Origin of the sequence: Bacillus sp. SG20033 (assembly GCF_044570195.1) — a bacterium.
GTDB lineage: Bacteria > Bacillota > Bacilli > Bacillales > Bacillaceae > Bacillus > Bacillus subtilis.
On the sequence record NZ_CP172606.1, the window covers coordinates 782,245 to 805,739 of the forward strand.

Sequence of the window (23,495 nt, forward strand, 5' to 3'; positions counted from 1 at the left end):
GGTTTTTTAGTCTTTAAACACGCTCAGCCTTTCAAAAAGATCACCAAGCATCTTTACGAACATGCCTTTTTCCTCGTCGCTGTAGTTTTCCATGACCGCTGAGATTTTGCTGAAATGGCCGGGCAGAAATTCCTCAAGGCGTGCTTTGCCTTCCGTTGTCAGTTCAATGCTGATTTTTCGTTTATCCTCTGTGTGATGCCTGCGGCTGACAAAACCGTCCCTCGCCAGCCCGTCCAGCAGGCCTGTAATCGTCGCTTTCGTGACGTTTGACTGTTTGGCAAGCTCTGTCGGACTTAACCTATGATCCTTGGCATCAAAGAGCAGCATCAGTATTTTGAATTTTCCTTCTGACAGCCCTCGGCCAGCAAAGTAATGCTCCATCACATGATTCATTTTTTTTGAAATATCAAAAAGAGATAAAAACAATTCAAGAGAGCCGGCGTCAATATTGGCATACGTTTCGGCGTGCTCTGTTATATGCTTATATTTCGGTAAATGTTTTAATTCCATCGCAAGTAGCTCCCGTACATTCGTTGTGACACGATTATAAAGGAGGGAAAACCATAACGCAACTTGGCTTGGAGATGATTGACAGCTTTTCTTGGGACATAGTAAGGTAATATAGTTAGGCGCCTAACTAATACATATAGAGCTGAAAAGGTGGTTATTGATATGAAACATATGTTAATTGCAGGAGGCGGCATCGGCGGCTTGTCAGCGGCCATTTCTCTCCGTAAGGCAGGGTTTTCCGTCACCTTATGTGAAGCGGCTTCAGAAAACCGAAAAACAGGTGCGGGGATTCTTCAGCCGCAAAACGCACTGGCGGTGTTGAAAGAACTGGGCGTATTCGAAGAGTGCTGTAAGCACGGCTTTCAAACAGAATGGTTTAAAACGTTTGATGAACAGGGGAATTTGCTGTTTCAAGTCAGTGAATCCTTTTTAGACGATTCACTTCCGGGACGCAATAATATCCTGCGCAAAACGTTAAATGACATTCTCATGAAGCATGCCGAGGCAGTGGGTGTAGACATCAAGTGGGGGAAAAAGGTTGTCGCTTATCAAGAAACAGCTGAATCGGTCACTGCCGTATGTGAAGATGGAGAAAAAATGCAGGCTGCCATTCTGGCGGGCTTTGACGGCATTCACTCCGTTGTTCGCGATATAATGCTGCAAAAGGAGACGGAAAAAGAGCATCTCGGCATGGGAGCGTGGCGCTTTTATATCGAACTTCCTGATCACACATTTGAGGACGCGACATTGATGTACAGAAGCGGAGACACACAAATCGGGGTAGTGCCATTGGCAGAACACGCTGGCTATGTCTTCGTCCTCCAGCCTTGCACGAGCGATTACTGGGATGAGGAAGATACCCGGTTTGATAGAGTAAAAGAGATTCTTTCTGGTTTTCGGGGGCTGGATTTTGTCACAAAGCACATGTCAAAACAGCATCCTGTCATCTTTAACAAACTGGAGCAGGTCGCCGTGCAGGAGCCATGGCATAAAGGCCGCGTTGTCATCGGAGGAGACGCTGCCCACGCCGGCGCGCCGACCCTGGCGCAAGGAGCGGCAATGGCGATCGAGGATGCCATCGTCCTCGCCGAAGAACTCCAAAAACACGCCGACCACGAAACAGCATTACAGGCGTACTACAAAAGAAGAGCCCCACGAGCGCTCAAAGTCCAGAACCTATCCTCAGAAATCGTCCGCCGTGGGCTTAAAGGAGAGCCGGGAGCGGAAGAACTGATTAGGGAGTGCTATGCGGTGTTGAGGGAAGGGTATTAGAAATGTCATACGTTTGCCACTTATAGATGAACACAGTATTTTTAAACATTTTAAGTGCTGTGAAATGAATTCTTAGGAAGGGGAAATTTGTATGCCATGTAATACTTATTATTCAGATTATGTGTTGAAAATTTGTACAGATGCTGATTCTTATTCAGAGAAGGCCACCTCGATTGATTGTGTAGCAAAATATGGTGGAGGTTCTATTGCAACATTTGATTACTCAATGAGAGTAGAAGTGTGGAATGGTCATGATTGGGTTGTAAATGAAGTGAAAAAGGGTTCCTTTAGCCACTCAACTCCAGCAAAGGTGTTTAAGTTGAAAAATCAGAAGTCACTAAAAAAGGGGAAAAATAGTGCCCGAGTAAGACTTATAGCTACTAATAGAGCCTCTGGCGCAAAATTTAACATTAAAACCCCAGCTTTTATAGTCAAACGATAAATTAAAACGCTGCCTGCATTTATACTGCTGGCAGCGTTACTCTAAAATATTCAGTATTTCTAACTTTAAAAGTAATAAACAAATATTATTACCTGCCTTTTTTAAAAATACATAAATCTAATAGACTATGCTTTCTTTAAATAATTTGAAAAATTTATATCACTACTGCTCTATGTTCCTCTGGTGTATCCGCTCAATCACCTCATGCAGCCCCTCAGGCTTATAAAACTCCACCGGTGAACTGCCTTTCTCAAACGAAATCGTCTCGGCTTCAATCAGCGCGACATAGCGCCCGTTTACTTTTGCGAGATGAATAGAATCGCCAAAATCCGCTAGCAATCCCTTAATCTCTGTTTCTCCGACTTTCATTTTCAGTTGGGCCTCTGGCGTGTGCTCGATGATTTGGGCGGAGGCTTCGATGACTTGATGGGTGTCGAGGCGCTCTTGGATTTCCCGTTTTTCGCTTGCTTCCCAAATTTCAATGTCGTGCTCGAACTGCTTGAGCTCTTCGCTGTTGTCTTCAAATGTCTCGTAGACGTGCTCCTGCACCATGTTCATGACCTGGTTTTTCATGATTTCCGGCATCGATTCGCCGTACTCGACGAATTTCAGAAAGTCCTCAAAATAGCGGGCGTGCGAGGCCTGGTGGATTTTCAGTTCACCTTCCTCGACCATTCCTTCCTCTGGCATGTACGGGTATTGGATGCTTTTCATGTTTTTTGTCGTGATCGCCATTTCGACTTTTTTAATGAGAGAAGATGCGTCAGAGATGCGGGCGACCTTCGGCTCAAAATCACATTTCATAATGAAGACAAATGACTCGTCAAAGTATTTTCTCGGTACAGCCGAAGCGACGAGAAACACGCCGCCGCGAACCGCGCTTGTGTCAAGGTACGTGCGGACGAACTGCTCGCTCAGCTCATTGAAGTCTTCTTTTGTTTCCGCCAGACGCGCGCGGTTGAACATGTTGTAGTTTGGGTTGGAATCAAGCTCGTGGCCGGGCTCGACGATAAAATGGCCGATTTTCGTCGGCACCTGCTCGGACTGCGGATGGCGGTCTGCTTTCCGTTTGACGATTTTTTTCAGTTCCCCGTCGAGAAAGTCCTTCAGCTCGCTTTCTTCAAATTCGCCCGTATCAAGGGTCTGGAAGTGCTTGAACTGCTTGTTCGCCTGCTCATCTTTGCCTTCCACCTGTATGACATAAAAGGATAAAAAACGAATTTCAAAATCCATATATAAACTCACCTTATTCGCGTATTGTACAGCTTCTCAAGTATAGAAAAAACAGCAATCATGCGTCAATTGGGAGAACGGAATAATCATGACCATGAAAGGGAAATGTAGTCAAATAGAAGGCATCTCATACGGAAAGGAATGGTTCGATGAAGGAAACAAGCCCGATTCCTCAGCCGAAGACGTTTGGGCCGCTCGGCAATTTGCCTTTAATCGATAAAGACAAGCCGACGCTTTCGCTGATCAAACTGGCGGAAGAACAGGGCCCGATTTTTCAAATCCATACACCCGCGGGCACGACCATTGTAGTGTCCGGCCACGAATTGGTGAAAGAGGTTTGTGATGAAGAACGGTTTGATAAAAGCATTGAAGGCGCCTTGGAAAAGGTTCGCGCATTTTCCGGTGACGGATTGTTTACAAGCTGGACGCATGAGCCTAACTGGAGAAAAGCGCACAACATTCTGATGCCGACGTTCAGCCAGCGGGCCATGAAGGACTATCATGAGAAAATGGTCGATATCGCTGTTCAGCTCATTCAAAAATGGGCAAGGCTCAACCCGAATGAAGCAGTCGATGTCCCGGGAGATATGACCCGGCTGACGCTCGACACCATTGGGCTATGCGGGTTTAACTACCGCTTTAACAGTTACTACAGAGAAACGCCCCACCCGTTTATCAACAGTATGGTGCGGGCGCTTGATGAAGCGATGCATCAAATGCAACGGCTTGATGTTCAAGATAAGCTTATGGTCAGAACAAAGCGGCAATTCCGCCATGATATTCAAACGATGTTTTCGTTAGTCGACAGCATTATTGCAGAGCGCAGATCGAATGGAGACCAGGATGAAAAAGATTTGCTCGCCCGCATGCTGAATGTGGAAGATCCGGAAACGGGTGAAAAGCTCGACGACGAAAATATCCGTTTTCAGATCATCACGTTTTTGATTGCCGGCCATGAAACAACGAGCGGCCTGCTTTCCTTTGCGACCTACTTTTTATTGAAGCACCCTGACAAACTGAAAAAGGCGTATGAAGAGGTCGATCGGGTGCTGACAGATGAAGCGCCGAGCTATAAACAAGTGCTGGAGCTTACATACATACGGATGATTTTAAATGAATCACTGCGCTTATGGCCGACAGCTCCGGCTTTCAGCCTTTATCCAAAAGAAGACACAGTCATTGGCGGGAAATTTCCGATCACGACGAAAGACAGAATTTCTGTGCTGATTCCGCAGCTTCATCGTGATCGAGACGCTTGGGGAAAGGACGCCGAGGAATTCCGGCCGGAACGGTTCGAGCATCAGGACCAAGTGCCTCATCATGCGTACAAACCATTCGGAAATGGACAACGGGCCTGTATCGGCATGCAGTTTGCCCTTCATGAAGCCACACTTGTGCTGGGCATGATTCTAAAATATTTCACGCTGATTGATCATGAGAATTATGAGCTTGATATCAAACAAACCTTAACACTTAAGCCGGGCGATTTTCACATCAGGGTTCAAAGCCGTCATCAGGAAGCCATTCATGCGGACGCTCAGGCAGCTGAAAAAGCCGCGCCTGATGAGCAAAAGGAGAAAACGGAAGCAAAGGGCGCATCGGTCATCGGTCTTAACAACCGCCCGCTTCTCGTGCTGTACGGCTCAGATACTGGCACTGCAGAAGGCGTCGCCCGGGAGCTTGCTGATACTGCCAGTCTTCACGGCGTAAGGACAGAGACAGCACCTCTGAACGACCGGATTGGAAAGCTGCCGAAAGAGGGAGCGGTTGTCATTGTGACCTCGTCTTATAATGGAAAACCGCCAAGCAATGCCGGACAGTTCGTGCAGTGGCTTCAAGAAATCAAATCGGGTGAGCTTGAGGGCGTCCATTACGCGGTATTTGGCTGCGGCGACCACAACTGGGCGAGCACGTATCAATACGTGCCGAGATTCATTGATGAGCAGCTTGCAGAAAAAGGCGCGACTCGGTTTTCTGGGCGCGGGGAAGGAGATGTCAGCGGTGATTTTGAAGGGCAGCTTGACGAGTGGAAAAAAAGCATGTGGGCGGACGCCATCAAAGCGTTCGGACTTGAGCTTAATGAAAACGCTGATAAGGAACGAAGCACGCTGAGCCTTCAGTTTGTCAGAGGGCTGGGCGAGTCTCCGCTCGCTAGATCGTACGAAGCCTCTCACGCATCCATTGCCGAAAATCGTGAACTCCAGTCCGCAGACAGCGATCGAAGCACTCGCCATATCGAAATTACATTGCCGCCGGATGTTGTATATCAAGAGGGCGACCATCTTGGCGTATTGCCAAAAAACAGCCAAACCAATGTCAGCCGGATTCTCCACAGATTCGGTCTGAAGGGAACCGACCAAGTGACATTGTCGGCAAGCGGCCACAGTGCGGGGCATCTGCCATTGGGCCGTCCTGTCAGCCTGCATGATCTTCTCAGCTACAGCGTCGAGGTGCAGGAAGCAGCCACAAGAGCGCAAATACGTGAACTGGCGGCATTTACAGTGTGTCCGCCGCATAGGCGCGAATTAGAAGAACTGTCAGCAGAGGGTGTTTATCAGGAGCAAATATTGAAAAAACGAATTTCCATGCTGGATCTGCTTGAAAAGTATGAAGCGTGCGACATGCCGTTTGAACGATTTTTAGAGCTTTTACGGCCGTTAAAACCGAGATATTATTCAATTTCAAGCTCTCCAAGAGTGAATCCGCGGCAAGCATCGATCACAGTCGGTGTCGTGCGCGGCCCTGCGTGGAGCGGCCGTGGCGAATACAGGGGCGTGGCTTCAAATGATTTAGCTGAGCGCCAAGCCGGAGATGATCTCGTGATGTTTGTCCGCACACCGGAATCCCGGTTTCAGCTTCCAGAAGACCCTGAAACGCCAATCATTATGGTCGGACCAGGCACAGGAGTCGCGCCATTCCGCGGTTTCCTTCAAGCCCGCGAAGTTTTAAAGCGGGAGGGGAAAACACTCGGTGAAGCTCATCTCTATTTTGGATGCAGAAACGATCGTGATTTTATATACCGCGATGAGCTTGAGCATTTTAAAAAAGACGGAATTGTCACTGTCCACACAGCCTTTTCCCGCAAAGAAGGCATGCCGAAAACGTATGTCCAGCATGTCATGGCTGACCATGCAGAAACGTTAATATCGATCCTTGACCACGGAGGCAGGCTTTATGTATGTGGTGACGGCAGCAAAATGGCCCCGGATGTGGAGGCGGCACTGCAAAAGGCGTATCAGTCTGTTCATGGCACAGGGGAGCAAGAAGCGCAAAACTGGCTGAGACATCTGCAGGATACCGGTATGTACGCTAAGGATGTCTGGGCAGGGATATAGATAAAGAAGACTGGAGACATCCAGTCTTTTTTGCCCTTTAGAAAAAATAGTGATCGCGCTAAACATTGATGCATACAATAACTTCAGTCCGCGGAAGGGCGGGCTGTCTGCAAAACCTATTTTTCGTTTTTGCTAGTTTATGTTATTCTTATACTCGGTATCTATTTCTTTTTTCAAAGGCACACATGACAAAAGAAATCCTTTTTTTATTTCTGAGAAAAAAATGTGAAACGAAATGAAGGTTTCTTTCGTCCAGTGATTGGTTTCCAAATGGTTGTAATAAAAATGATATGGTGCGAAACATAAATATTCCGGCTTGCCGCGGTGTATTTCTTGTTGTGTGATGCCTTGATTTTGTTTGGAAAGAAGGAATTGGAAGGCAGGATATAAAGAGCAGGTAAATATGAATGAAGAACTTAAAGTGTTTAAGAAAGTAGAGGTTGCCATGAAGAAACTTTTTTCTTACAAACTTAGCTTTTTTGTGCTGGCTGTTATACTGTTTTGGGCAAAAACGTATTTATCCTACAAGACTGAGTTTAATCTTGGGGTAAAAGGCACAACCCAGGAGATCCTCCTGATATTTAACCCATTCTCAAGCGCCGTCTTCTTTTTAGGACTGGCTTTGCTGGCGAAAGGGCGTAAATCAGCCATTATTATGCTGATTATCGATTTCTTGATGACATTTGTGTTATATGCAAATATTTTATTCTATCGTTTCTTTGACGATTTCTTGACGTTCCCGAACATTAAGCAGTCTGGAAACGTTGGAAACATGGGAGACGGGATTTTCAGTATCATGGCCGGTCATGATATTTTCTATTTCTTAGATATTATCATTTTGATTGCGGTATTGATCTGGAGACCTGAATTAAAAGAATACAAAATGAAAAAACGCTTTGCATCTTTAGTGATCCTTTCCGGGATTGCACTGTTTTTCATCAACCTGCACTATGCGGAAAAAGACCGTCCGCAGCTGCTGACAAGAACGTTTGACCGCAATTATATTGTGAAATATTTAGGTTTATACAACTACACCATTTATGACGGTGTACAGACGGCTCAAACAGAAACGCAACGGGCCTATGCAAGCAGCGATGATTTAACAAGCGTCGAGAATTACACGACGTCTCATTATGCGAAACCGAACGCCGAGTACTTCGGCTCTGCCAAAGGCAAAAATATCATTAAAATTCACCTCGAAAGCTTCCAGTCATTCCTGATTGACTACAAGCTAAACGGTGAAGAGGTGACGCCTTTCTTAAATAAACTTGCGCACGGCGGGGAAGATGTGACGTATTTTGATAACTTCTTCCATCAGACAGGCCAGGGAAAAACATCTGATGCCGAGCTGACAATGGATAACTCGATCTTCGGTCTTCCTGAAGGCTCCGCGTTTGTGACGAAAGGCGAAAACACTTACCAGTCGCTTCCTGCGATTTTAGACCAGAAGGAAGGCTATACAAGCGCCGTCCTGCATGGTGATTACAAATCGTTCTGGAACCGTGACCAGATTTACAAACATATCGGATATGACAAGTTCTTCGACGCAAGCACGTATGATATGTCAGATGAAAATGTGATTAATATGGGGCTTAAGGATAAGCCGTTCTTTACAGAATCGATTCCAAAGCTTGAATCTCTTAAACAGCCGTTTTATGCGCATTTGATTACATTGACAAACCATTATCCGTTTAACCTTGATGAAAAAGACGCGTCTCTTAAAAAAGCGACAACAGGCGATAACACAGTTGACAGCTACTTCCAGACAGCGCGTTACCTTGACGAAGCGCTTGAGCAATTCTTCAAGGAGCTGAAGGAAGCCGGCCTGTATGACAACTCAGTCATTATGATTTATGGTGACCATAACGGTATTTCTGAAAACCATAACCGAGCGATGAAAGAGATTCTCGGCAAAGAGATCACAGATTATCAAAACGCACAGAACCAGCGTGTGCCGCTGATGATCCGCGTTCCTGGCAAAAAAGGCGGAGTGAACCATACGTATGGCGGCGAAATTGACGTCATGCCGACACTTCTGCACTTAGAAGGAATTGATTCTCAGAAATACATCAACTTTGGTACTGATTTATTCTCTAAAGACCACGACGATACAGTGGCATTCAGAAACGGAGACTTCGTAACGCCGAAGTACACATCAGTCGACAATGTCATTTATGATACGAAGACTGGTGAAAAACTGAAAGCGAATGAAGAAACGAAGAATCTGAAAACAAGAGTGAACCAGCAGCTGAGCCTTTCAGACAGTGTCCTGTACAAAGACTTGCTGAGGTTCCATAAACTAAATGATTTCAAAGCCGTTGATCCGTCAGACTATCATTACGGCAAGGAAAAAGAAATCAATTAAGATGAAAAAGAGCCTTGAGCGGGCGCATTGCCTTCGCTCAAGGCTCTTTTTTTGGTTATACAACCAACTTGAAAAAATAGATTCCATTTGTCACCAAGGCTGGCTTTCTCTCATATCATTACAGTAGATTTTGAAACCGGTATTGAAATCGGACAAATTATCGGGGAAATGCCTTGATAGATTGTGAAGATGTACCAGGTTTCGAACTCAATATTCATAGAGATGAGGGGTAGAGATGAAAGCGGTCATTCTCTGCGGCGGAAAAGGAACGAGAATGAGTGAAGTCACGAATGACATTCCTAAACCGCTCGCCATGATAGGCGGCAAACCGATTCTATGGCATATTATGAAAATTTATCAGTACTACGGAGTAAACGAGTTTATTCTGCTGTTGGGCTATAAAGGAGAAAAAATCAAGGAATACTTTCTCGACTATGAATGGAAGCACAACAGCCTGACACTCGACAGCTCTACGGGAGAGGTACAGATGCTGGGGCAGCCTGAAACGTGGAAAATTACGTTTTTGGAGACTGGGGAAGATACGCTGACAGCCGGAAGAATCTTGCAGGCGAAAGACTATATCGGTGATGAAACATTTCTGCTCACCTATGGGGACGGGCTGGCCAATATCAATCTTTTCCATCTCATCAGCTATCATCAGACAAAAGGTGCTGCCGCGACTGTCACCGGGATTGACAAAGTCTCGCAGTTTGGCACCTTGAGGGTTGAGGACGGCATGGCGAAAACATTTTCTGAGAAGACATCAAGTGACGGAATCATCAACGGCGGATTCTTCGTTCTCAGTCCAAAGGTTTTCGATTATTTGCCGAAGGACGGGAACGCGATGTTCGAAGATGAACCGCTGAAGAACCTTGCCAAAGACGGGGAGCTTGCTGTGTACCGCCATTACGGATTTTGGACGGCCATTGATACGTATAAAAATCTCTTAGAAGTCAACAAAATGTGGAATCAAGGACAACAAGTATGGAAGGTATGGTGAATCGATTTGAGTTTCTGGAAAAATAAAAACGTATTTGTCACGGGATGCACAGGTCTTTTAGGAAGCTATTTGGTGAAAGAGCTGATCGATCAGGGCGCAAATGTTACGGGGCTTGTCAGGGATCATGTGCCTCAATCCAATCTTTATCAGGGAGAACATATCAAGAAAATGAACATCGTGCGGGGCTCTCTTGAGGACTTGGCTGTGATTGAACGCGCGCTTGGCGAGTATGAGATCGACACTGTCTTTCATCTCGCTGCACAAGCGATTGTCGGCGTAGCAAACCGCAACCCGATTTCTACCTTTGAAGCGAATATCCTCGGCACCTGGAATATTCTCGAAGCCTGCCGCAAGCATCCGTTAATTAAGCGGGTCATTGTCGCTTCAAGTGATAAAGCTTACGGCGATCAAGAAAACCTTCCATACGATGAAAACATGCCGCTGCAAGGCAAGCACCCGTACGACGTCTCAAAAAGCTGCGCAGATCTGATCAGCCACACCTATTTTCACACGTACGGGCTTCCGGTCTGCATTACGCGCTGCGGAAACTTATACGGCGGCGGAGATTTGAACTTCAATCGCATCATTCCTCAGACGATTCAGCTTGTGCTGAACGGGGAAGCGCCGGAAATCCGAAGCGACGGCACATTTGTACGGGACTATTTCTATATTGAAGACGCCGTTCAGGCTTATCTGCTTCTTGCGGAAAAAATGGAAGAAAACAATCTTGCCGGAGAGGCCTTTAACTTCAGCAATGAGATCCAGCTGACCGTACTTGAACTGGTAGAGAAAATATTAAAGAAAATGAACAGTAATCTGAAACCTAAGGTGCTGAATCAGGGAAGCAATGAAATCAAACATCAATATTTATCCGCGGAAAAAGCAAGAAAGCTGCTGAATTGGACACCGGCCTACACCATTGATGAGGGACTTGAAAAAACGATTGAGTGGTATACGGAATTCTTCAAAAAGTAATGTGAAACGAGGTGAACAAGACTGTGACCAGCGCGTATTGCACCGTTTTATCAAAAGGAAGATTATATCAGGCAGTCGCTTTGTTTAAGTCGTTAGAGCTAGTTGATCAAGACAGTCCCATTTTTATACTTTGCATGGATGAAGATACGCACCGCGTGTTACAGAAGCTGAAGATGAAGCAGCTGAACCTTGTGCCGGTGGCCGCTCTTGAAAATGAATTGCTATTGAAGCTGAAGGAAACTAGAGATCAAAGTGAGTATTGCTGGACGATGAAGCCGATCTTTCTGCAAGCTGTGCTGAATAGCAATCCCGGGCTGGAGCGTGTGACGTATATTGACGGGGATCTCTTTTTCTATGCAGATCCATCGCCGATTTTTGAAAACCAGCCGGACTGCTCGGTGCTGCTTTCACGGGGGGATATTGTAATCCCTTCTTTTGAGAAAGAGCAGATTGACATGCTGCAGCGTCTTTTAGGCAGATATAATTCCGGATTTATCAGCTTCAAGCATGATGATGCAGGCACGGATTGCTTGGAGTGGTGGAAGGAACGCTGTCTTGAGGAATGCAAAAATGCACCGGGTGAAGGGAAATTCGGTGATCAGGGCTATTTGGATTATATGTCTGAGCTGTTTCCGAATGTGTGTGACATTACGACACCCGGCGTGAACATCGGCCATTGGAATTATGGGCAGCATACGTTTTCCTGGAAAGATGGCCGGATCGTGCTGGAGGATGGCAGTCCGCTGATCTTTTATCATTTCAGCGGATACCGCATCGTCAGCATCAATGAAATCAAACAGATTCATGAAACAACCCGCACAGATCTGCCGTTTGTGCATGAACTGTATCAAGAGACACTGCCGCATATCATTCAGCACATCAAAACGGTAGACCCTGAATTTAACGGTTTTGCTTCAAAAGATGACAACAAATAAATGAGTAAATACAGGAAGTGAAAATGAAGTGAAAGCAAGCGTTATTATTCCTGCATATAATTCGAAGGAGCGTCTTTACAACAGCCTTCTGTCATTAAACCAGCAGGAGTGCGATGAAGAATTCGAAGTCATTGTAGCGGACAATGGCTCTGAGGACGGGACGCTCTCGATGCTTGAGTCATTTCAAGCTGATTTTCCGCTGATCTTTACACGGATTAAAGAAAACAGGGGCATTGCGTACGGACGAAATCAGGCGCTTCGCAATGCCAGAGGAGACATCCTGATTTTCCATGACAGCGATATGCTTGCGGCAAAGGACCTTGTGGCAAAACATATTAAAGCCCATGAGAACGAAGAGAATCTCGTCGTGTGCGGGTTGTTTTGGAAACGGATCTACAGTTTTTATTATGAACGGTTTGAAGAAGAACATAAGGAACAGCTCGCAAAGCTCACAGATGAAATGCCGAAGAAAGACAAACAAAAGCTGCTGGAGGAAGCGGACATCAAAAACGGAAGCTTTCTTGATAATAGCTTTGACCTCGATACCGACTTTATAGACGTGCTCAAGAAGATTTTAGATGAGTACGGCGATGACTTGAAAGGCTATCATATGCCATGGCGCTTTTTTATCACGAATAATTCCTCTGTGAAACGCAAGCATGTGGTTGACCTCGGTTTATTTGACGAAGGCATTGTGCGGTACGGGTTTGAGGATTATGACCTCGGGATCCGGCTTCATCAGGCCGGATTGACCTTCCGGCTTCGCCGCGATATTGTCAGTGTTCATCAGGAACATCCAAGCAATTGTAAGTCTGTAGACGATATTCGGGCAAACATTGCCTATATGTGCGATAAATACAATAACATCCGCTCTTTAGACGTTCATCTCGCATTTAATGGGCCGTTCCCGCCTGACATGACGAACAGAATCATGGCTGATATTCAAAAGCTGCTGGAATCACAGAAATATGATATGCTGCTGAATCTGTTTCTTGAGCTTCTGCATGTTGTTAAAGAGCGCAACATTGATCCAGATTGGCGAAAGAAATCCCCAAGGGTGACGGCGAAAAGTTTTGATTTACAATCTGTCCGCAAGCTTCTGCCTAAGGCGAAGAAAAAGCTAGGCGTGAACGATTTTGCCAACGCACTGTATGCGCTTGTCAACGATTTGCTGCACGTGGATCTTAGATCATTGGATGTGGTATAAGTGAGTACATTTCATTTTTCAACGATAGTGTCAAGGACACATATCTTTAAGCTCATGCCTATGATTCATTCTCTCCATGAGCATTGCGATGATTTTCATTTATATGTGCTGTGTGTCGACCAGAAAGCGTATGAATTGCTTCAGCACGTGCCATGGGAGCATGTAACCTTTGTGCAGCTGCATGAAATGGAAGACCCGGAGCTGCTGAAAGCGAAAAGCAACAGAACGTTTCATGAATATTGCTGGACGTTAAAGCCCGCCTTTTTGTTTCATGTGATGAGCAAGTGGGATGACGCTGAATACTTTGCCCATATGGATACGGATCTATTTTTCTTTTCTGATCCGGCGCGTATTTTTGCAGAAAACCCAACGGCGTCTCTGTATTTGACTGATCATCGTAATTCGCCGCGCTTCATGTCCTACTACGACCGAACCGGACGCTTTAATACAGGCTTTGTCGGTGCCGGTAATACAAAGGAAGCATATGAAGCGGTGTGGCAGTGGAGACAGGACTGTATTGAATTTTGCACGGTCGAAATGGATACGGAACGAAAGACATATGGTGATCAAAGATATGTGGAGAAATGGCCGGCGCAGTTTAAAGGTGTTCATGTTGTCAAATCAATAGGAGCCAATACAGCGCTTTGGAATATCGAAAACTATAAGGTCGGGCAAAAGGACGGCCGCGTGTATATAGATGAAACGCCGCTGGTTTTCTATCATTTCTCTGGGTTTACACTGGTGACAGAAAAAGAGTTTAATCTTTGCTGGTACTACCGGATTGAAGATGAAGCGACAATTGAGATGATTTATATGCCGTATATATTAAATCTGAAAAGATGGATTGATGAAATACAGTCGGCGTTTCCGGACTTTGCAGATGGCTTTATCCCGAAGCACGCAGTGCCTGATACTCATTTTATCCAGCTGGATTAAAAAACCCCCTGCCGCCTGGCAGGGGGTTTTTTCAGCTATGCCATTCTCTCAGCTTCTGGTCACTTGGCAATAGGAAGGCAAGGATGCCGAGAACAGGGAGAAAGGCAATGGCGATCATCGTCGGGGTCAGTCCCGCGGCGTCAATCAGAGCACCAAGCGCCACTGCGCCGATTGCGCCCATCCCGAAGGCAAGCCCGACGGTTAAACCGGACATTGTGCCGATTTTTCCAGGAATTAGCTCCTGTGCGTAGACGACCGTTACAGAAAAGCTCGACATCAGAACCAAGCCAATCAATGCGAGCACGCCATAGGCGGGAACCGGGCCGGCAAATGGCAGCAAGATCGCCAGCGGTGCCGAGCATAACAGCGAACCGAGGATAACGAAGCGTTTTCCAAAACGGTCTGCAAGCGGGCCGCCGAGAAACGTGCCGATTGCGCCGAACAGCAAGAAGACAAAAATATAGCTTTGTGCCTGCTTAATGCTTACGTGATATGTATCCATCGCGTAAAACGTGTAAAAGTTACCGATCGCACTCGTATACCAAGAACGAGCAAAAATGAGAAATATAATAATAATAAGAGCAGATACAACAGATTTGGTGATGGCCGTGTTTTCAGCCGTTTTCTTTTGTTTGCCTGATTTCTGGGCAAGGCTGCCGAGACGTGAGGCGTACCATTTCGCAATATACATGAGAAACATAACAGCAAGCGCGGCGACAAGCGTGAACCAAACAGCGCCGAATTGCCCGAGCGGTACAAGGATCAGCGCGGTGATCAGCGGCGCCATCGCCTGGCCTGAGTTTCCGCCCACCTGATAAATCGACTGTGCGAGCCCGCGTTTTGTGCCGGCGGCCATATACGCCACACGGGAGCCCTCCGGATGGAAAATGGCCGAGCCTAATCCAATGAAAAACACACAGCATAAGATCGTTATGAATGACGGGGCAAATGCAAGGCCCAAAATGCCAAGCATGCTGGCGGTCAAACCGACTGGCAGCGCATACGGCCGCGGCCGTTTATCGGTATACCAGCCGACAACAGGCTGCATGACGGATGACACCATGTTTAATGTGAAAGCGATGATGCCGAGCTGTGTAAACGTCAGGCTCATGGAGCGTTCCAAAATAGGGAACATGGCCGGAATCACAGCCTGAAGCGAATCGTTGAGCATATGGCAAATTCCGATAATAATCAAAATCGGATACACCGTGGTGCCTGGTTTTTGAACTGTTTTTTCTTTTACCGGGGCGGCGATAGCCAATTGAGTCTCCTCCTAACATATATAACCAAAGCATACCACCATATTATTCATAAGGTGAAGAATTTATCAAGAGGAAAAAAGACTCTTATAAATATTAGCAGCTGACGGTATTTTCGATATTCAAAATGTGATATAGCTCTTCAAGCTTACGAATCTCATAGGTTGGTATGATCTCTGGCACATTCGGCTTCATGTCAGGGTTCATCCAGCAAGTATCAAGACCGGCGAGCTGTCCGCCTTTGATATCAGCAGTCAGTGAATCCCCAATGATTAATGTGTGCTCTGCTGAAAATTGAGGAATCCGTTCAAACACGTAATCGAAATATTCCTTCATCGGCTTTTGGAAGCCCGTGTCTTCAGAAACGAAAATGTCCTTGAAGAATGGAAATAATCCTGAATCACGGAGACGCTTATATTGTGTGTGAGACACGCCGTTTGTCACGATGTACAAATCAAACTGTTGCTGCAGATTTGAGATGAGATCAAATGCACCGTCAATAAGCTGATGTCCTTCTTCAAGAAAGCGGCGGTATTTTTGCTCAAGCAAAGCGCCGTCCGCCTCGTAACCGTACTCCTTGAGCAAAGCGGAGAAACGCGTGTTTACGACTTCATCCCTTGTCATCTTACCTTCTTCAAAGGCTCTCCAGAGACCTTGATTGATGGTTTTATACTGCGCCTTCATGTCATTTGTTAAAGGAATGTTCTGATCTTCAAACAGCAAACGCAGGGCTAAAGCTTCTGCCGCTTGAAAATCAAGGATGGTATCATCTACATCAAATAATAAAGTGCGGTATCGTTTCATCTGTGTGTCTCCCTTTCCTCATATGTATTCAAAGTATAGCACATAAAAAAAGGAAAAAGCCGGCGGGTGAGGCACCGCCGGCTAAAAAGAGATTATTTGTTTAATAAGCTGTGTTTTCTCGAATATAGGAAGTAAACCAGTGTTCCGACAGCGATCCAGATGACAAATGAAAGCCATGTGACGCCGGGAAGGCTGTACATGAACCAAAGGCAGATGCCTGCGCTGATAATCGGCACAACCGGAACGAACGGCACTCTGAAGGACGCCTTGATTTCAGGATGTTTCTTTCTTAGCACAATGACAGCAATAGATATGACCGTAAACGCGGCAAGTGTTCCCATGTTCACCAGATGGGCCAGCGTTCCGAGGTTAATAAAGCCGGCGATTCCCGATGCAACGATCCCTGTCAGCCATGTGTTGCGGAACGGGGTTTTAAATGACGGATGAACCTTTGCGAACAATCCAGGCAGAAGGCCGTCTCTGCTCATGGCAAATGTCAAACGAACCTGAGCGTACAGCAAAGCGAGCATCACCGTCGTAATCCCGATAATCGCACCGACAGAAATAATTCCGGCAACAGCGTCCTGTCCGACGAATTTCAGAGCAAAGGATACAGGATCTCCGACATTCAATTTGGCATAAGGCATCATGCCTGTCAGCACAAGCGATACCGCGATGTACAGAACCGTGCAGACGGCTAGAGCTGAAATAATGCCGACGGGCATGTTTTTTTGCGGATTTTTCACTTCCTCTGACGCGTTAGAAACCGCGTCAAACCCAAGGTACGCGAAGAATACAGTGGCGGCGCTAAGTATGACGCCTTTCATCCCGAAAGGCATAAAAGGAGACCAGTTATCCGGTTTCACATAGCCGATGCCGACAATAATGAACAATAATATGATCGCGATTTTCATCAGTACGATGACGTTGTTAAAGCGTGTGCTTTCCTTGACGCCTCTGCTGACAATCGCAGTGATGAGGAGAATGATCACCGCAGCCGGAAGGTTAAATACGGCGCCCGCCGTGCTTCCCGGCGCTCCTGTCAGTGCAGCCGGAATATGAAGATTGAAGCCGGCAAGCAGTGATTGAAAGTATGAAGACCAGCCGGTGGCAACCGCCGACAGTGCAATGACATATTCAAGCATGAGATCCCATCCGATCAAAAAGGCGAGCAGCTCTCCAAGTGTCACGTATGAGTAGGAGTACACGCTTCCCGAAATCGGAATGGAAGACGAAAACTCAGCATAACAGAAAGCAGCCAGCGCACAGGCGAGCCCCGCTAAAATAAACGATATGATGAGGGCGGGACCTGCACCGGTCGCTGCCACTGTTCCTGTAATGACAAAAATCCCTGTACCGATGACACAACCGATACCGAGCAAGGTTAAATCAAATGCGCTTAACGTACGGGCAAGGCTTTTTGACTTGCTCTGCGCACTCAATGTTTCAAGCGGTTTTTTTCTAAATAATGAACTCATCAAAAGTTCCTCCTGTAAATATTCAAAATATTCTAATCATTATATACAGTTCTTGTTGTATTATATTGTCGAAATTTGACGCAGTCAATAAAATATTTTTCTGCTTTAAATGATAGAAGCGAAACAGCGTTGTCGTATCATAGGATAGTAATTTTTACTAATCGTATATTCAATTTTATGCAAGATGAACCGATAGAAAAAATAGATTCGCCCATATTTTGATTTGCGGTTATAAAGGAGATGCTGACCATGTTTCAATATGAAGAGTTGAATAAACAGTTTATCGGCGGGAAATGGCAGGAGGGCAGCAGCCCAAATGTATTGGAAAACAAAAATCCTTATACTCAAAAAACATTCACAACATTCCGTAAAGCGACTGCTGACGATGTAGATGAAGCGTATCGGGCAGCGGCGCTGGCAAAGAAAAAATGGGATGCGGTCAACCCGTTTGAGAAAAGGACCATTTTAGAAAAAGCCGTCACGTATATCGAAGAGAACGAAGAAGCCATCATTTATTTGATTATGGAAGAGCTTGGCGGAACAAGGCTCAAAGCGGCTTTTGAAATCGGTCTTGTCAAAAACATCATAAAAGAAGCGGCAACGTTCCCAATCCGCATGGAAGGCAAAATTCTTCCGTCAACAATAGATGGCAAGGAAAACAGATTATATCGCGTGCCGGCAGGCGTTGTGGGTGTCATCAGTCCGTTTAACTTCCCATTCTTTTTATCTATGAAATCAGTGGCGCCTGCACTCGGAGCCGGCAATGGCGTTGTGCTAAAGCCGCATGAGGAAACGCCGATTTGCGGCGGAACGCTGATTGCGAAAATTTTTGAGAACGCGGGAATTCCAGCGGGGCTGCTGAATGTTGTTGTCACAGACATTGCTGAAATCGGCGACAGCTTCGTTGAGCATCCAGTGCCGCGGATCATCTCATTTACCGGTTCTACGAAAGTCGGCAGCTACATCGGACAGCTTGCGATGAAGCATTTTAAAAAGCCGCTTCTTGAGCTTGGCGGAAACAGCGCCTTCATCGTACTTGAGGATGCAGATATAGAATATGCGGTCAATGCGGCGGTGTTCAGCCGATTTACACATCAAGGACAGATTTGCATGTCAGCCAACCGCGTGCTTGTTCATTCTTCTATTTATGACAAGTTCCTTGAGCTGTACCAGGCAAAAGTGGAATCGCTGAAAGTCGGCGACCCAATGGATCCTGATACGATTATCGGGCCATTAATCAACAGCAGACAGACGGACGGGCTGATGAAGACTGTTGAGCAAGCAATTGAAGAAGGCGCTGTACCAGTGAAGCTTGGCGGATTTAACGGGACGATCGTGGAACCTACGATCTTAAAAGACGTCAAACCGTTCATGAGCATTGCCAAGGAAGAGCTGTTCGGACCAGTCGTCTCCTTTATGAAGTTTGATTCAGAAGACGAAGCGGTGGATATCGCAAACGAAACCCCGTTTGGCTTGAGCGGTGCCGTACATACGTCAAATCTTGAGCGCGGCGTGGCTTTTGCGAAACGCATTGAAACAGGCATGATTCACGTCAATGACACGACCATCAATGATGAACCGAATGTAGCCTTCGGCGGTGAAAAGCAATCAGGCCTCGGCCGTTTAAACGGTGAGTGGAGCCTCGAAGAATTTACAACGCTGAAATGGATCTCGGTCCAGCACGAAAAACGCAGCTTCCCTTATTAATGAAAAGGAGTGAATGGAATTGACCATAAATACGGAAAAAGAAACCGCAGATATTCTGGACGCATTTATCAAAGTAGCCCCTTATTTAAACAGCCTGGTTCAGGATGATATTACAATCGGCATTTATGATACGGAAAAACTGCTCGTGAATATACCGGCCAAAACCTTTTCGCTGAACGTAAAAGCCGGCGATCCGCTGCAGGAAGGGGATATCATCACAGATGCCATCCGAAGCAATCAGAAGAAGACGAGCATGGTTCCGAAAGAATTGTTCGGCTTCCCATTGATCGCGCGTGCCATCCCGCTGCACGACGAGAATGGAAGAGTCATTGGAGGCGTCGGCCTCGGAACGAGCCTTGAGGAGTCGTCAAAGCTGCATGATGTCGCGGAAAGCTTATCAGCTGTCGTTGAACAAACAGCCGCGGCTATTTCCGACATTTCTGAATCAATTAACGGGTTTTCAACTCAAATGTCGGGCATTTCCTCTCAGGCGAAAAAAGTAAGCGAAAGCGCCGGTGAAATCGCCGATATTTCAGTAACTGTTAAAGGCATCTCTGACCAAAGCAATCTGCTCGGCTTGAACGCCGCAATCGAAGCGGCAAGAGCAGGGGAGTCCGGAAAAGGCTTCTCTGTCGTCGCAGATGAGATCAGAAAGCTAGCAACGCATTCAAAAGAAAATGTCGGCCAAATTGACCAGATTACGAAAAAAATCCACAGCCTGCTGAAAGGGCTGGAGGAATCCATTGAGTCGATTAACCAGCATACAGACGGACAAGCCGCTGCTGTTGAACAAATTTCCGCCACAATGCAGGAGATTTCAGGAAGCGCACAGCATCTTGCAAAAATGGCCGAAAAAGCGCTTGAGGAAGAGTAAAAGACCGGGGACAAATGTCCCCGGTCTTTTTCTATCCTGCATTTCCATGAAATTCGTCTGACGTTTTACTAGTTTTATTCCAGCGGCTGATTTAAAATGTACACATGAACTTACGTGAGGATTGATAGGAACCATGAGCATATTAAAAGCGGAAAATCTTTATAAAACATACGGAGATAAAACATTATTTGACCATATCTCCTTTCATATTGAAGAGAATGAGAGAATCGGATTGATCGGACCGAACGGAACAGGAAAATCAACGCTGCTGAAAGTGATTGCCGGCTTGGAATCTATCGAAGAAGGAGAAATCACGAAATCTGGAAGCGTGCAGGTCGAATTTCTTCATCAAGACCCGGAGCTGCCTGCGGGGCAAACAGTGCTGGAGCATATCTATTCCGGTGAATCGGCTGTGATGAAAACCTTGCGTGAATATGAAAAAGCGCTGTATGAACTGGGGAAAGATCCCGAAAATGAACAGCGCCAGAAACACCTGCTGGCAGCACAAGCGAAAATGGACGCAAACAATGCATGGGATGCAAACACCTTGGCAAAAACCGTATTGTCTAAGCTGGGCGTCAACGACGTAACAAAACCGGTCAATGAGCTCTCAGGCGGCCAGAAAAAACGGGTAGCCATTGCCAAAAACTTAATTCAGCCCGCTGATCTGCTCATTTTGGACGAGCCGACAAACCATTTGGATAATGAAACGATTGAGTGGCTTGAAGGGTATTTAAGCCAATATCCCGGCGCCGTCATGCTGGTGACGCACGATAGATATTTCTTAAACCGTGTCACCAACCGCATTTATGAGCTTGAAAGAGGCAGTCTCTACACGTACAAAGGCAACTATGAAGTGTTTTTAGAAAAACGCGCGGAACGGGAAGCGCAGGCTGAGCAAAAGGAAACGAAGCGGCAAAACCTGCTGCGCCGCGAGCTGGCTTGGCTCAGACGGGGAGCGAAAGCCCGCTCCACAAAACAAAAGGCGAGAATTGACCGGGTAGAGACGCTTAAAGAACAGAAAGGCCCTCAGTCATCAGGTTCACTCGATTTTGCCATTGGCTCGCACCGTCTCGGAAAACAGGTTATTGAAGCGGAGAACGTCATGATCGCTTATGACGGCCGCATGCTCGTCGACCGTTTTAATGAACTTGTCATACCAGGTGAACGGATCGGGATCATCGGGCCAAACGGCATCGGGAAAACAACGCTGTTAAATGCCCTTGCCGGCCGTCATACGCCGGACGGAGGCGATATTACGATCGGACAGACGGTCAGAATCGGCTACTATACTCAGGATCATAGTGAAATGAACGGTGAGTTAAAGGTCATTGACTATATAAAAGAAACGGCGGAGGTCGTAAAAACGGCAGATGGCGATATGATTACAGCTGAACAAATGCTCGAGCGTTTCCTCTTCCCGCGTTCGATGCAGCAGACGTATATCCGCAAGCTGTCCGGCGGGGAAAAACGCCGTTTATACTTGCTTCAGGTTCTCATGCAGGAGCCGAATGTCCTGTTTCTCGATGAGCCGACGAACGATTTGGATACTGAAACATTAAGCGTTCTTGAGGATTATATTGACCAGTTCCCTGGCGTCGTCATCACCGTATCCCATGACCGCTATTTCCTTGACCGCGTCGTCGACCGTTTGATTGTATTTGAAGGAAATGGCGTCATTTCCCGCTTTCAAGGCTCCTATAGCGACTATATGGAGGAGTCAAAAGCGAAAAAAGCGGCCCCAAAACCGACAGCTGAGGAAAAAACGGCTGAAGCCGAGCCGAAGAAAAAACGGAAAAAGCTTTCTTACAAAGACCAGCTGGAATGGGATGGCATCGAAGATAAAATTGCCCAGCTGGAAGAAAAGCATGAGCAGCTCGAAGCTGACATCGCCGCAGCAGGCAGTGATTTTGGCAAAATCCAAGAGCTGATGGCCGAGCAGGCGAAAACTGCTGAAGAGCTTGAGGCTGCGATGGATCGCTGGACAGAATTGTCCCTCATGATCGAAGAACTGGAAAGCTAAAAAGCGCGGCCGCAGCAGGCCGCGCTTTTTTCACATAATGGACAAAAACGAACCGGCCTGCTTATGTTAGGATAAAATTGTGTGTCAGCGGCACATGGAAAACTAACGGAGATGATGAAGTATGACATGGGCGATCGTGATGTTAATTCTCATGAGTCTGGTGAAAATCGTATTAACCTGTCTTCCTACAGGCGTCATAGAATGGCTGCTCGGCAAATTTGAAGTGCACGCCAAGCTGAGTGACGAAAATGCGAGTCTCTCTCTAGATGGAAAACGCCTCGAGGGTGCAGAGAAACAGAAAGTGATTGATCAATTTAACGAAGCTATCTTCCTGGAAAAATATTATATCTATCCAGGTGATGAAGAGCGTTATTTACATCCGGAAAATGGCGGCACGCCGCTGGTGATAGATACAAAAAAAGGAAAAAAAGACGTGAAGCTGTTCGTGTACCGCTACGACGACCATATCGACGTCGTGAAACAGTACAAGAAGAAAGTGATCGCGTATCGAGTGCTTTCTGAAAGCCTTCAAAAAGAGTCTCTGTCAGTGGCGGGAAGTTTAGCTTAAACAGGAAAGTGAAAGACGGGTGCTTTATGCTACTCGTCTTTTTTATTGTTTTTTAAAACTTAACGTTTACGTTAAGGTTCAAAAGGTGTATAATGGTAACAGAAACGGCGAAGGGGGATTTACCTTGGAATGGATGAAGATTGATCAAGTGGCCAAAAGAAGCGGACTGACAAAGCGGACCATCCGGTTTTATGAAGAAATCGGCTTGATTCCGGCGCCGAAACGGACAGACGGCGGTGTAAGGCTTTATTCAGAGGATGATATGGAGGAGCTTGAGAAAGTCATCAGCACAAAAGAGGTGCTCGGTTTTTCCCTTCAGGAGCTTCAGCATTTCATGGAAACCAGCCGCCAGCTAGAGTTAAACAAAGAGGGGTATTTGTTGTCACTGGATCCTAAGGAACGGAAAGAAAAACTGGAGGAAATTCAGGAAACCCTGAATCACCAGTTGAGTTTGATTGATGAGAAAATCCGCACATTCCAAAGCTTTAAAGAACGCCTGCAAGGCATGAAAAATAAAGCGGAACGCGCCATTCAATCAATCGAATGAAAAGTTTGTTAAACGCTATTTTTGT

19 protein-coding genes are annotated in these 23,495 nt (G+C 46.3%); 14 read left to right on the forward strand and 5 right to left on the reverse strand.

The features are described 5' to 3' along the window. Positions 1-6: 6 nt before the first annotated feature. The gene (gene yetL, locus ACFVP7_RS04010; protein WP_038829581.1) at positions 7-510 is read right to left on the reverse strand and encodes a transcriptional regulator YetL; all 504 of its coding nucleotides are present in this window, start codon (positions 508-510) and stop codon (positions 7-9) included. A 162-nt stretch (positions 511-672) separates the two neighbouring features. On the opposite strand from yetL, the gene ACFVP7_RS04015 reads away from it, so the two are divergent. Both ACFVP7_RS04015 and ACFVP7_RS04020 read left to right on the forward strand, forming a co-directional pair. After that, entirely contained in the window at positions 673-1,782 is a 1,110-nt protein-coding gene (locus tag ACFVP7_RS04015) for an FAD-dependent oxidoreductase (protein ID WP_283934142.1), read from the forward strand. A 91-nt stretch (positions 1,783-1,873) separates the two neighbouring features. Beyond that, positions 1,874-2,224: a hypothetical protein gene (locus ACFVP7_RS04020; protein ID WP_038829579.1), complete on the forward strand. Its 351-nt coding sequence runs from the start codon at positions 1,874-1,876 to the stop codon at positions 2,222-2,224. Positions 2,225-2,386: 162 nt separating this feature from the next. On the opposite strand, the gene ACFVP7_RS04025 is transcribed toward ACFVP7_RS04020, so the two are convergent. Then, positions 2,387-3,457: a DUF3900 domain-containing protein gene (locus ACFVP7_RS04025; protein ID WP_326354370.1), complete on the reverse strand. Its 1,071-nt coding sequence runs from the start codon at positions 3,455-3,457 to the stop codon at positions 2,387-2,389. Positions 3,458-3,606: 149 nt separating this feature from the next. Between ACFVP7_RS04025 and cypD the strand changes: the two genes are divergently transcribed. The 7 genes from cypD to ACFVP7_RS04060 all read left to right on the forward strand — a co-directional run bounded on the left by cypD (position 3,607) and on the right by ACFVP7_RS04060 (position 14,210). Next, positions 3,607-6,792, forward strand: coding sequence for a bifunctional P-450/NADPH--P450 reductase (gene cypD / locus ACFVP7_RS04030; protein WP_396583007.1), 3,186 nt, complete (start codon positions 3,607-3,609; stop codon positions 6,790-6,792). A 445-nt stretch (positions 6,793-7,237) separates the two neighbouring features. After that, positions 7,238-9,157 (forward strand): lipoteichoic acid synthase LtaS1, encoded by a 1,920-nt coding sequence (ltaS1, locus tag ACFVP7_RS04035; RefSeq protein WP_396583254.1) that lies wholly within the window; start codon positions 7,238-7,240, stop codon positions 9,155-9,157. Positions 9,158-9,392: 235 nt separating this feature from the next. After that, positions 9,393-10,157: a glucose-1-phosphate cytidylyltransferase gene (locus ACFVP7_RS04040; protein WP_396583008.1), complete on the forward strand. Its 765-nt coding sequence runs from the start codon at positions 9,393-9,395 to the stop codon at positions 10,155-10,157. Positions 10,158-10,163: 6 nt separating this feature from the next. Further along, the gene (locus ACFVP7_RS04045) at positions 10,164-11,132 is read left to right on the forward strand and encodes a GDP-mannose 4,6-dehydratase (RefSeq protein ID WP_003233783.1); all 969 of its coding nucleotides are present in this window, start codon (positions 10,164-10,166) and stop codon (positions 11,130-11,132) included. A 23-nt stretch (positions 11,133-11,155) separates the two neighbouring features. Next, positions 11,156-12,067, forward strand: coding sequence for a putative nucleotide-diphospho-sugar transferase (locus ACFVP7_RS04050; protein WP_396583009.1), 912 nt, complete (start codon positions 11,156-11,158; stop codon positions 12,065-12,067). 28 nt (positions 12,068-12,095) lie between these two features. Further along, entirely contained in the window at positions 12,096-13,274 is a 1,179-nt protein-coding gene (locus ACFVP7_RS04055; protein ID WP_396583010.1) for a glycosyltransferase family 2 protein, read from the forward strand. After that, complete coding sequence (locus tag ACFVP7_RS04060) at positions 13,275-14,210, forward strand: hypothetical protein (RefSeq protein ID WP_396583011.1); 936 nt, start codon at positions 13,275-13,277, stop codon at positions 14,208-14,210. A gap of 31 nt (positions 14,211-14,241) precedes the next feature. Here the strand turns inward: ACFVP7_RS04060 and ACFVP7_RS04065 are convergent, their stop codons facing one another. The 3 genes from ACFVP7_RS04065 to ACFVP7_RS04075 all read right to left on the reverse strand — a co-directional run bounded on the left by ACFVP7_RS04065 (position 14,242) and on the right by ACFVP7_RS04075 (position 17,751). Next, entirely contained in the window at positions 14,242-15,471 is a 1,230-nt protein-coding gene (locus ACFVP7_RS04065; protein ID WP_338732723.1) for an MFS transporter, read from the reverse strand. 94 nt (positions 15,472-15,565) lie between these two features. Further along, positions 15,566-16,273 (reverse strand): YjjG family noncanonical pyrimidine nucleotidase, encoded by a 708-nt coding sequence (locus ACFVP7_RS04070; RefSeq protein ID WP_069703941.1) that lies wholly within the window; start codon positions 16,271-16,273, stop codon positions 15,566-15,568. Positions 16,274-16,365: 92 nt separating this feature from the next. After that, complete coding sequence (locus tag ACFVP7_RS04075; RefSeq protein WP_396583012.1) at positions 16,366-17,751, reverse strand: amino acid permease; 1,386 nt, start codon at positions 17,749-17,751, stop codon at positions 16,366-16,368. A gap of 249 nt (positions 17,752-18,000) precedes the next feature. On the opposite strand from ACFVP7_RS04075, the gene yfmT reads away from it, so the two are divergent. The 5 genes from yfmT to ACFVP7_RS04100 all read left to right on the forward strand — a co-directional run bounded on the left by yfmT (position 18,001) and on the right by ACFVP7_RS04100 (position 23,470). Next, on the forward strand, positions 18,001-19,458 hold the full coding sequence (gene yfmT, locus ACFVP7_RS04080) for a benzaldehyde dehydrogenase (protein WP_003244104.1): 1,458 nt from the start codon (positions 18,001-18,003) through the stop codon (positions 19,456-19,458). A 469-nt stretch (positions 19,459-19,927) separates the two neighbouring features. Further along, positions 19,928-20,332 (forward strand): methyl-accepting chemotaxis protein, encoded by a 405-nt coding sequence (locus ACFVP7_RS04085; RefSeq protein WP_369888597.1) that lies wholly within the window; start codon positions 19,928-19,930, stop codon positions 20,330-20,332. 133 nt (positions 20,333-20,465) lie between these two features. After that, positions 20,466-22,355, forward strand: a complete 1,890-nt coding sequence (locus ACFVP7_RS04090) for an ABC-F family ATP-binding cassette domain-containing protein (RefSeq protein WP_017695580.1) — start codon at positions 20,466-20,468, stop codon at positions 22,353-22,355. Between the two features lie 121 nt (positions 22,356-22,476). Then, positions 22,477-22,923 carry a YfmQ family protein gene (locus tag ACFVP7_RS04095; RefSeq protein ID WP_003243426.1) on the forward strand — a complete coding sequence of 149 codons (447 nt, stop codon included), beginning with the start codon at positions 22,477-22,479 and terminating at the stop codon, positions 22,921-22,923. Positions 22,924-23,047: 124 nt separating this feature from the next. After that, positions 23,048-23,470, forward strand: coding sequence for a MerR family transcriptional regulator (locus ACFVP7_RS04100; protein ID WP_043857940.1), 423 nt, complete (start codon positions 23,048-23,050; stop codon positions 23,468-23,470). Positions 23,471-23,495 lie beyond the last annotated feature (25 nt).

Bases quoted from the DNA above. Each gene is read 5' to 3' on its own strand.
- ACFVP7_RS04015 (WP_283934142.1), top strand. From the start codon at position 673: ATGAAACATATGTTAATTGCAGGAGGCGGCATCGGCGGCTTGTCAGCG.
- yfmT (WP_003244104.1), top strand. From the start codon at position 18,001: ATGTTTCAATATGAAGAGTTGAATAAACAGTTTATCGGCGGGAAATGG.
- ACFVP7_RS04095 (WP_003243426.1), top strand. From the start codon at position 22,477: ATGACATGGGCGATCGTGATGTTAATTCTCATGAGTCTGGTGAAAATC.
- ACFVP7_RS04070 (WP_069703941.1), bottom strand. From the start codon at position 16,273: ATGAAACGATACCGCACTTTATTATTTGATGTAGATGATACCATCCTT.
- ACFVP7_RS04085 (WP_369888597.1), top strand. From the start codon at position 19,928: ATGTCGGGCATTTCCTCTCAGGCGAAAAAAGTAAGCGAAAGCGCCGGT.
- ACFVP7_RS04075 (WP_396583012.1), bottom strand. From the start codon at position 17,751: ATGAGTTCATTATTTAGAAAAAAACCGCTTGAAACATTGAGTGCGCAG.
- yetL (WP_038829581.1), bottom strand. From the start codon at position 510: ATGGAATTAAAACATTTACCGAAATATAAGCATATAACAGAGCACGCC.
- ltaS1 (WP_396583254.1), top strand. From the start codon at position 7,238: ATGAAGAAACTTTTTTCTTACAAACTTAGCTTTTTTGTGCTGGCTGTT.
- ACFVP7_RS04025 (WP_326354370.1), bottom strand. From the start codon at position 3,457: ATGGATTTTGAAATTCGTTTTTTATCCTTTTATGTCATACAGGTGGAA.
- ACFVP7_RS04020 (WP_038829579.1), top strand. From the start codon at position 1,874: ATGCCATGTAATACTTATTATTCAGATTATGTGTTGAAAATTTGTACA.
- cypD (WP_396583007.1), top strand. From the start codon at position 3,607: ATGAAGGAAACAAGCCCGATTCCTCAGCCGAAGACGTTTGGGCCGCTC.
- ACFVP7_RS04090 (WP_017695580.1), top strand. From the start codon at position 20,466: ATGAGCATATTAAAAGCGGAAAATCTTTATAAAACATACGGAGATAAA.
- ACFVP7_RS04040 (WP_396583008.1), top strand. From the start codon at position 9,393: ATGAAAGCGGTCATTCTCTGCGGCGGAAAAGGAACGAGAATGAGTGAA.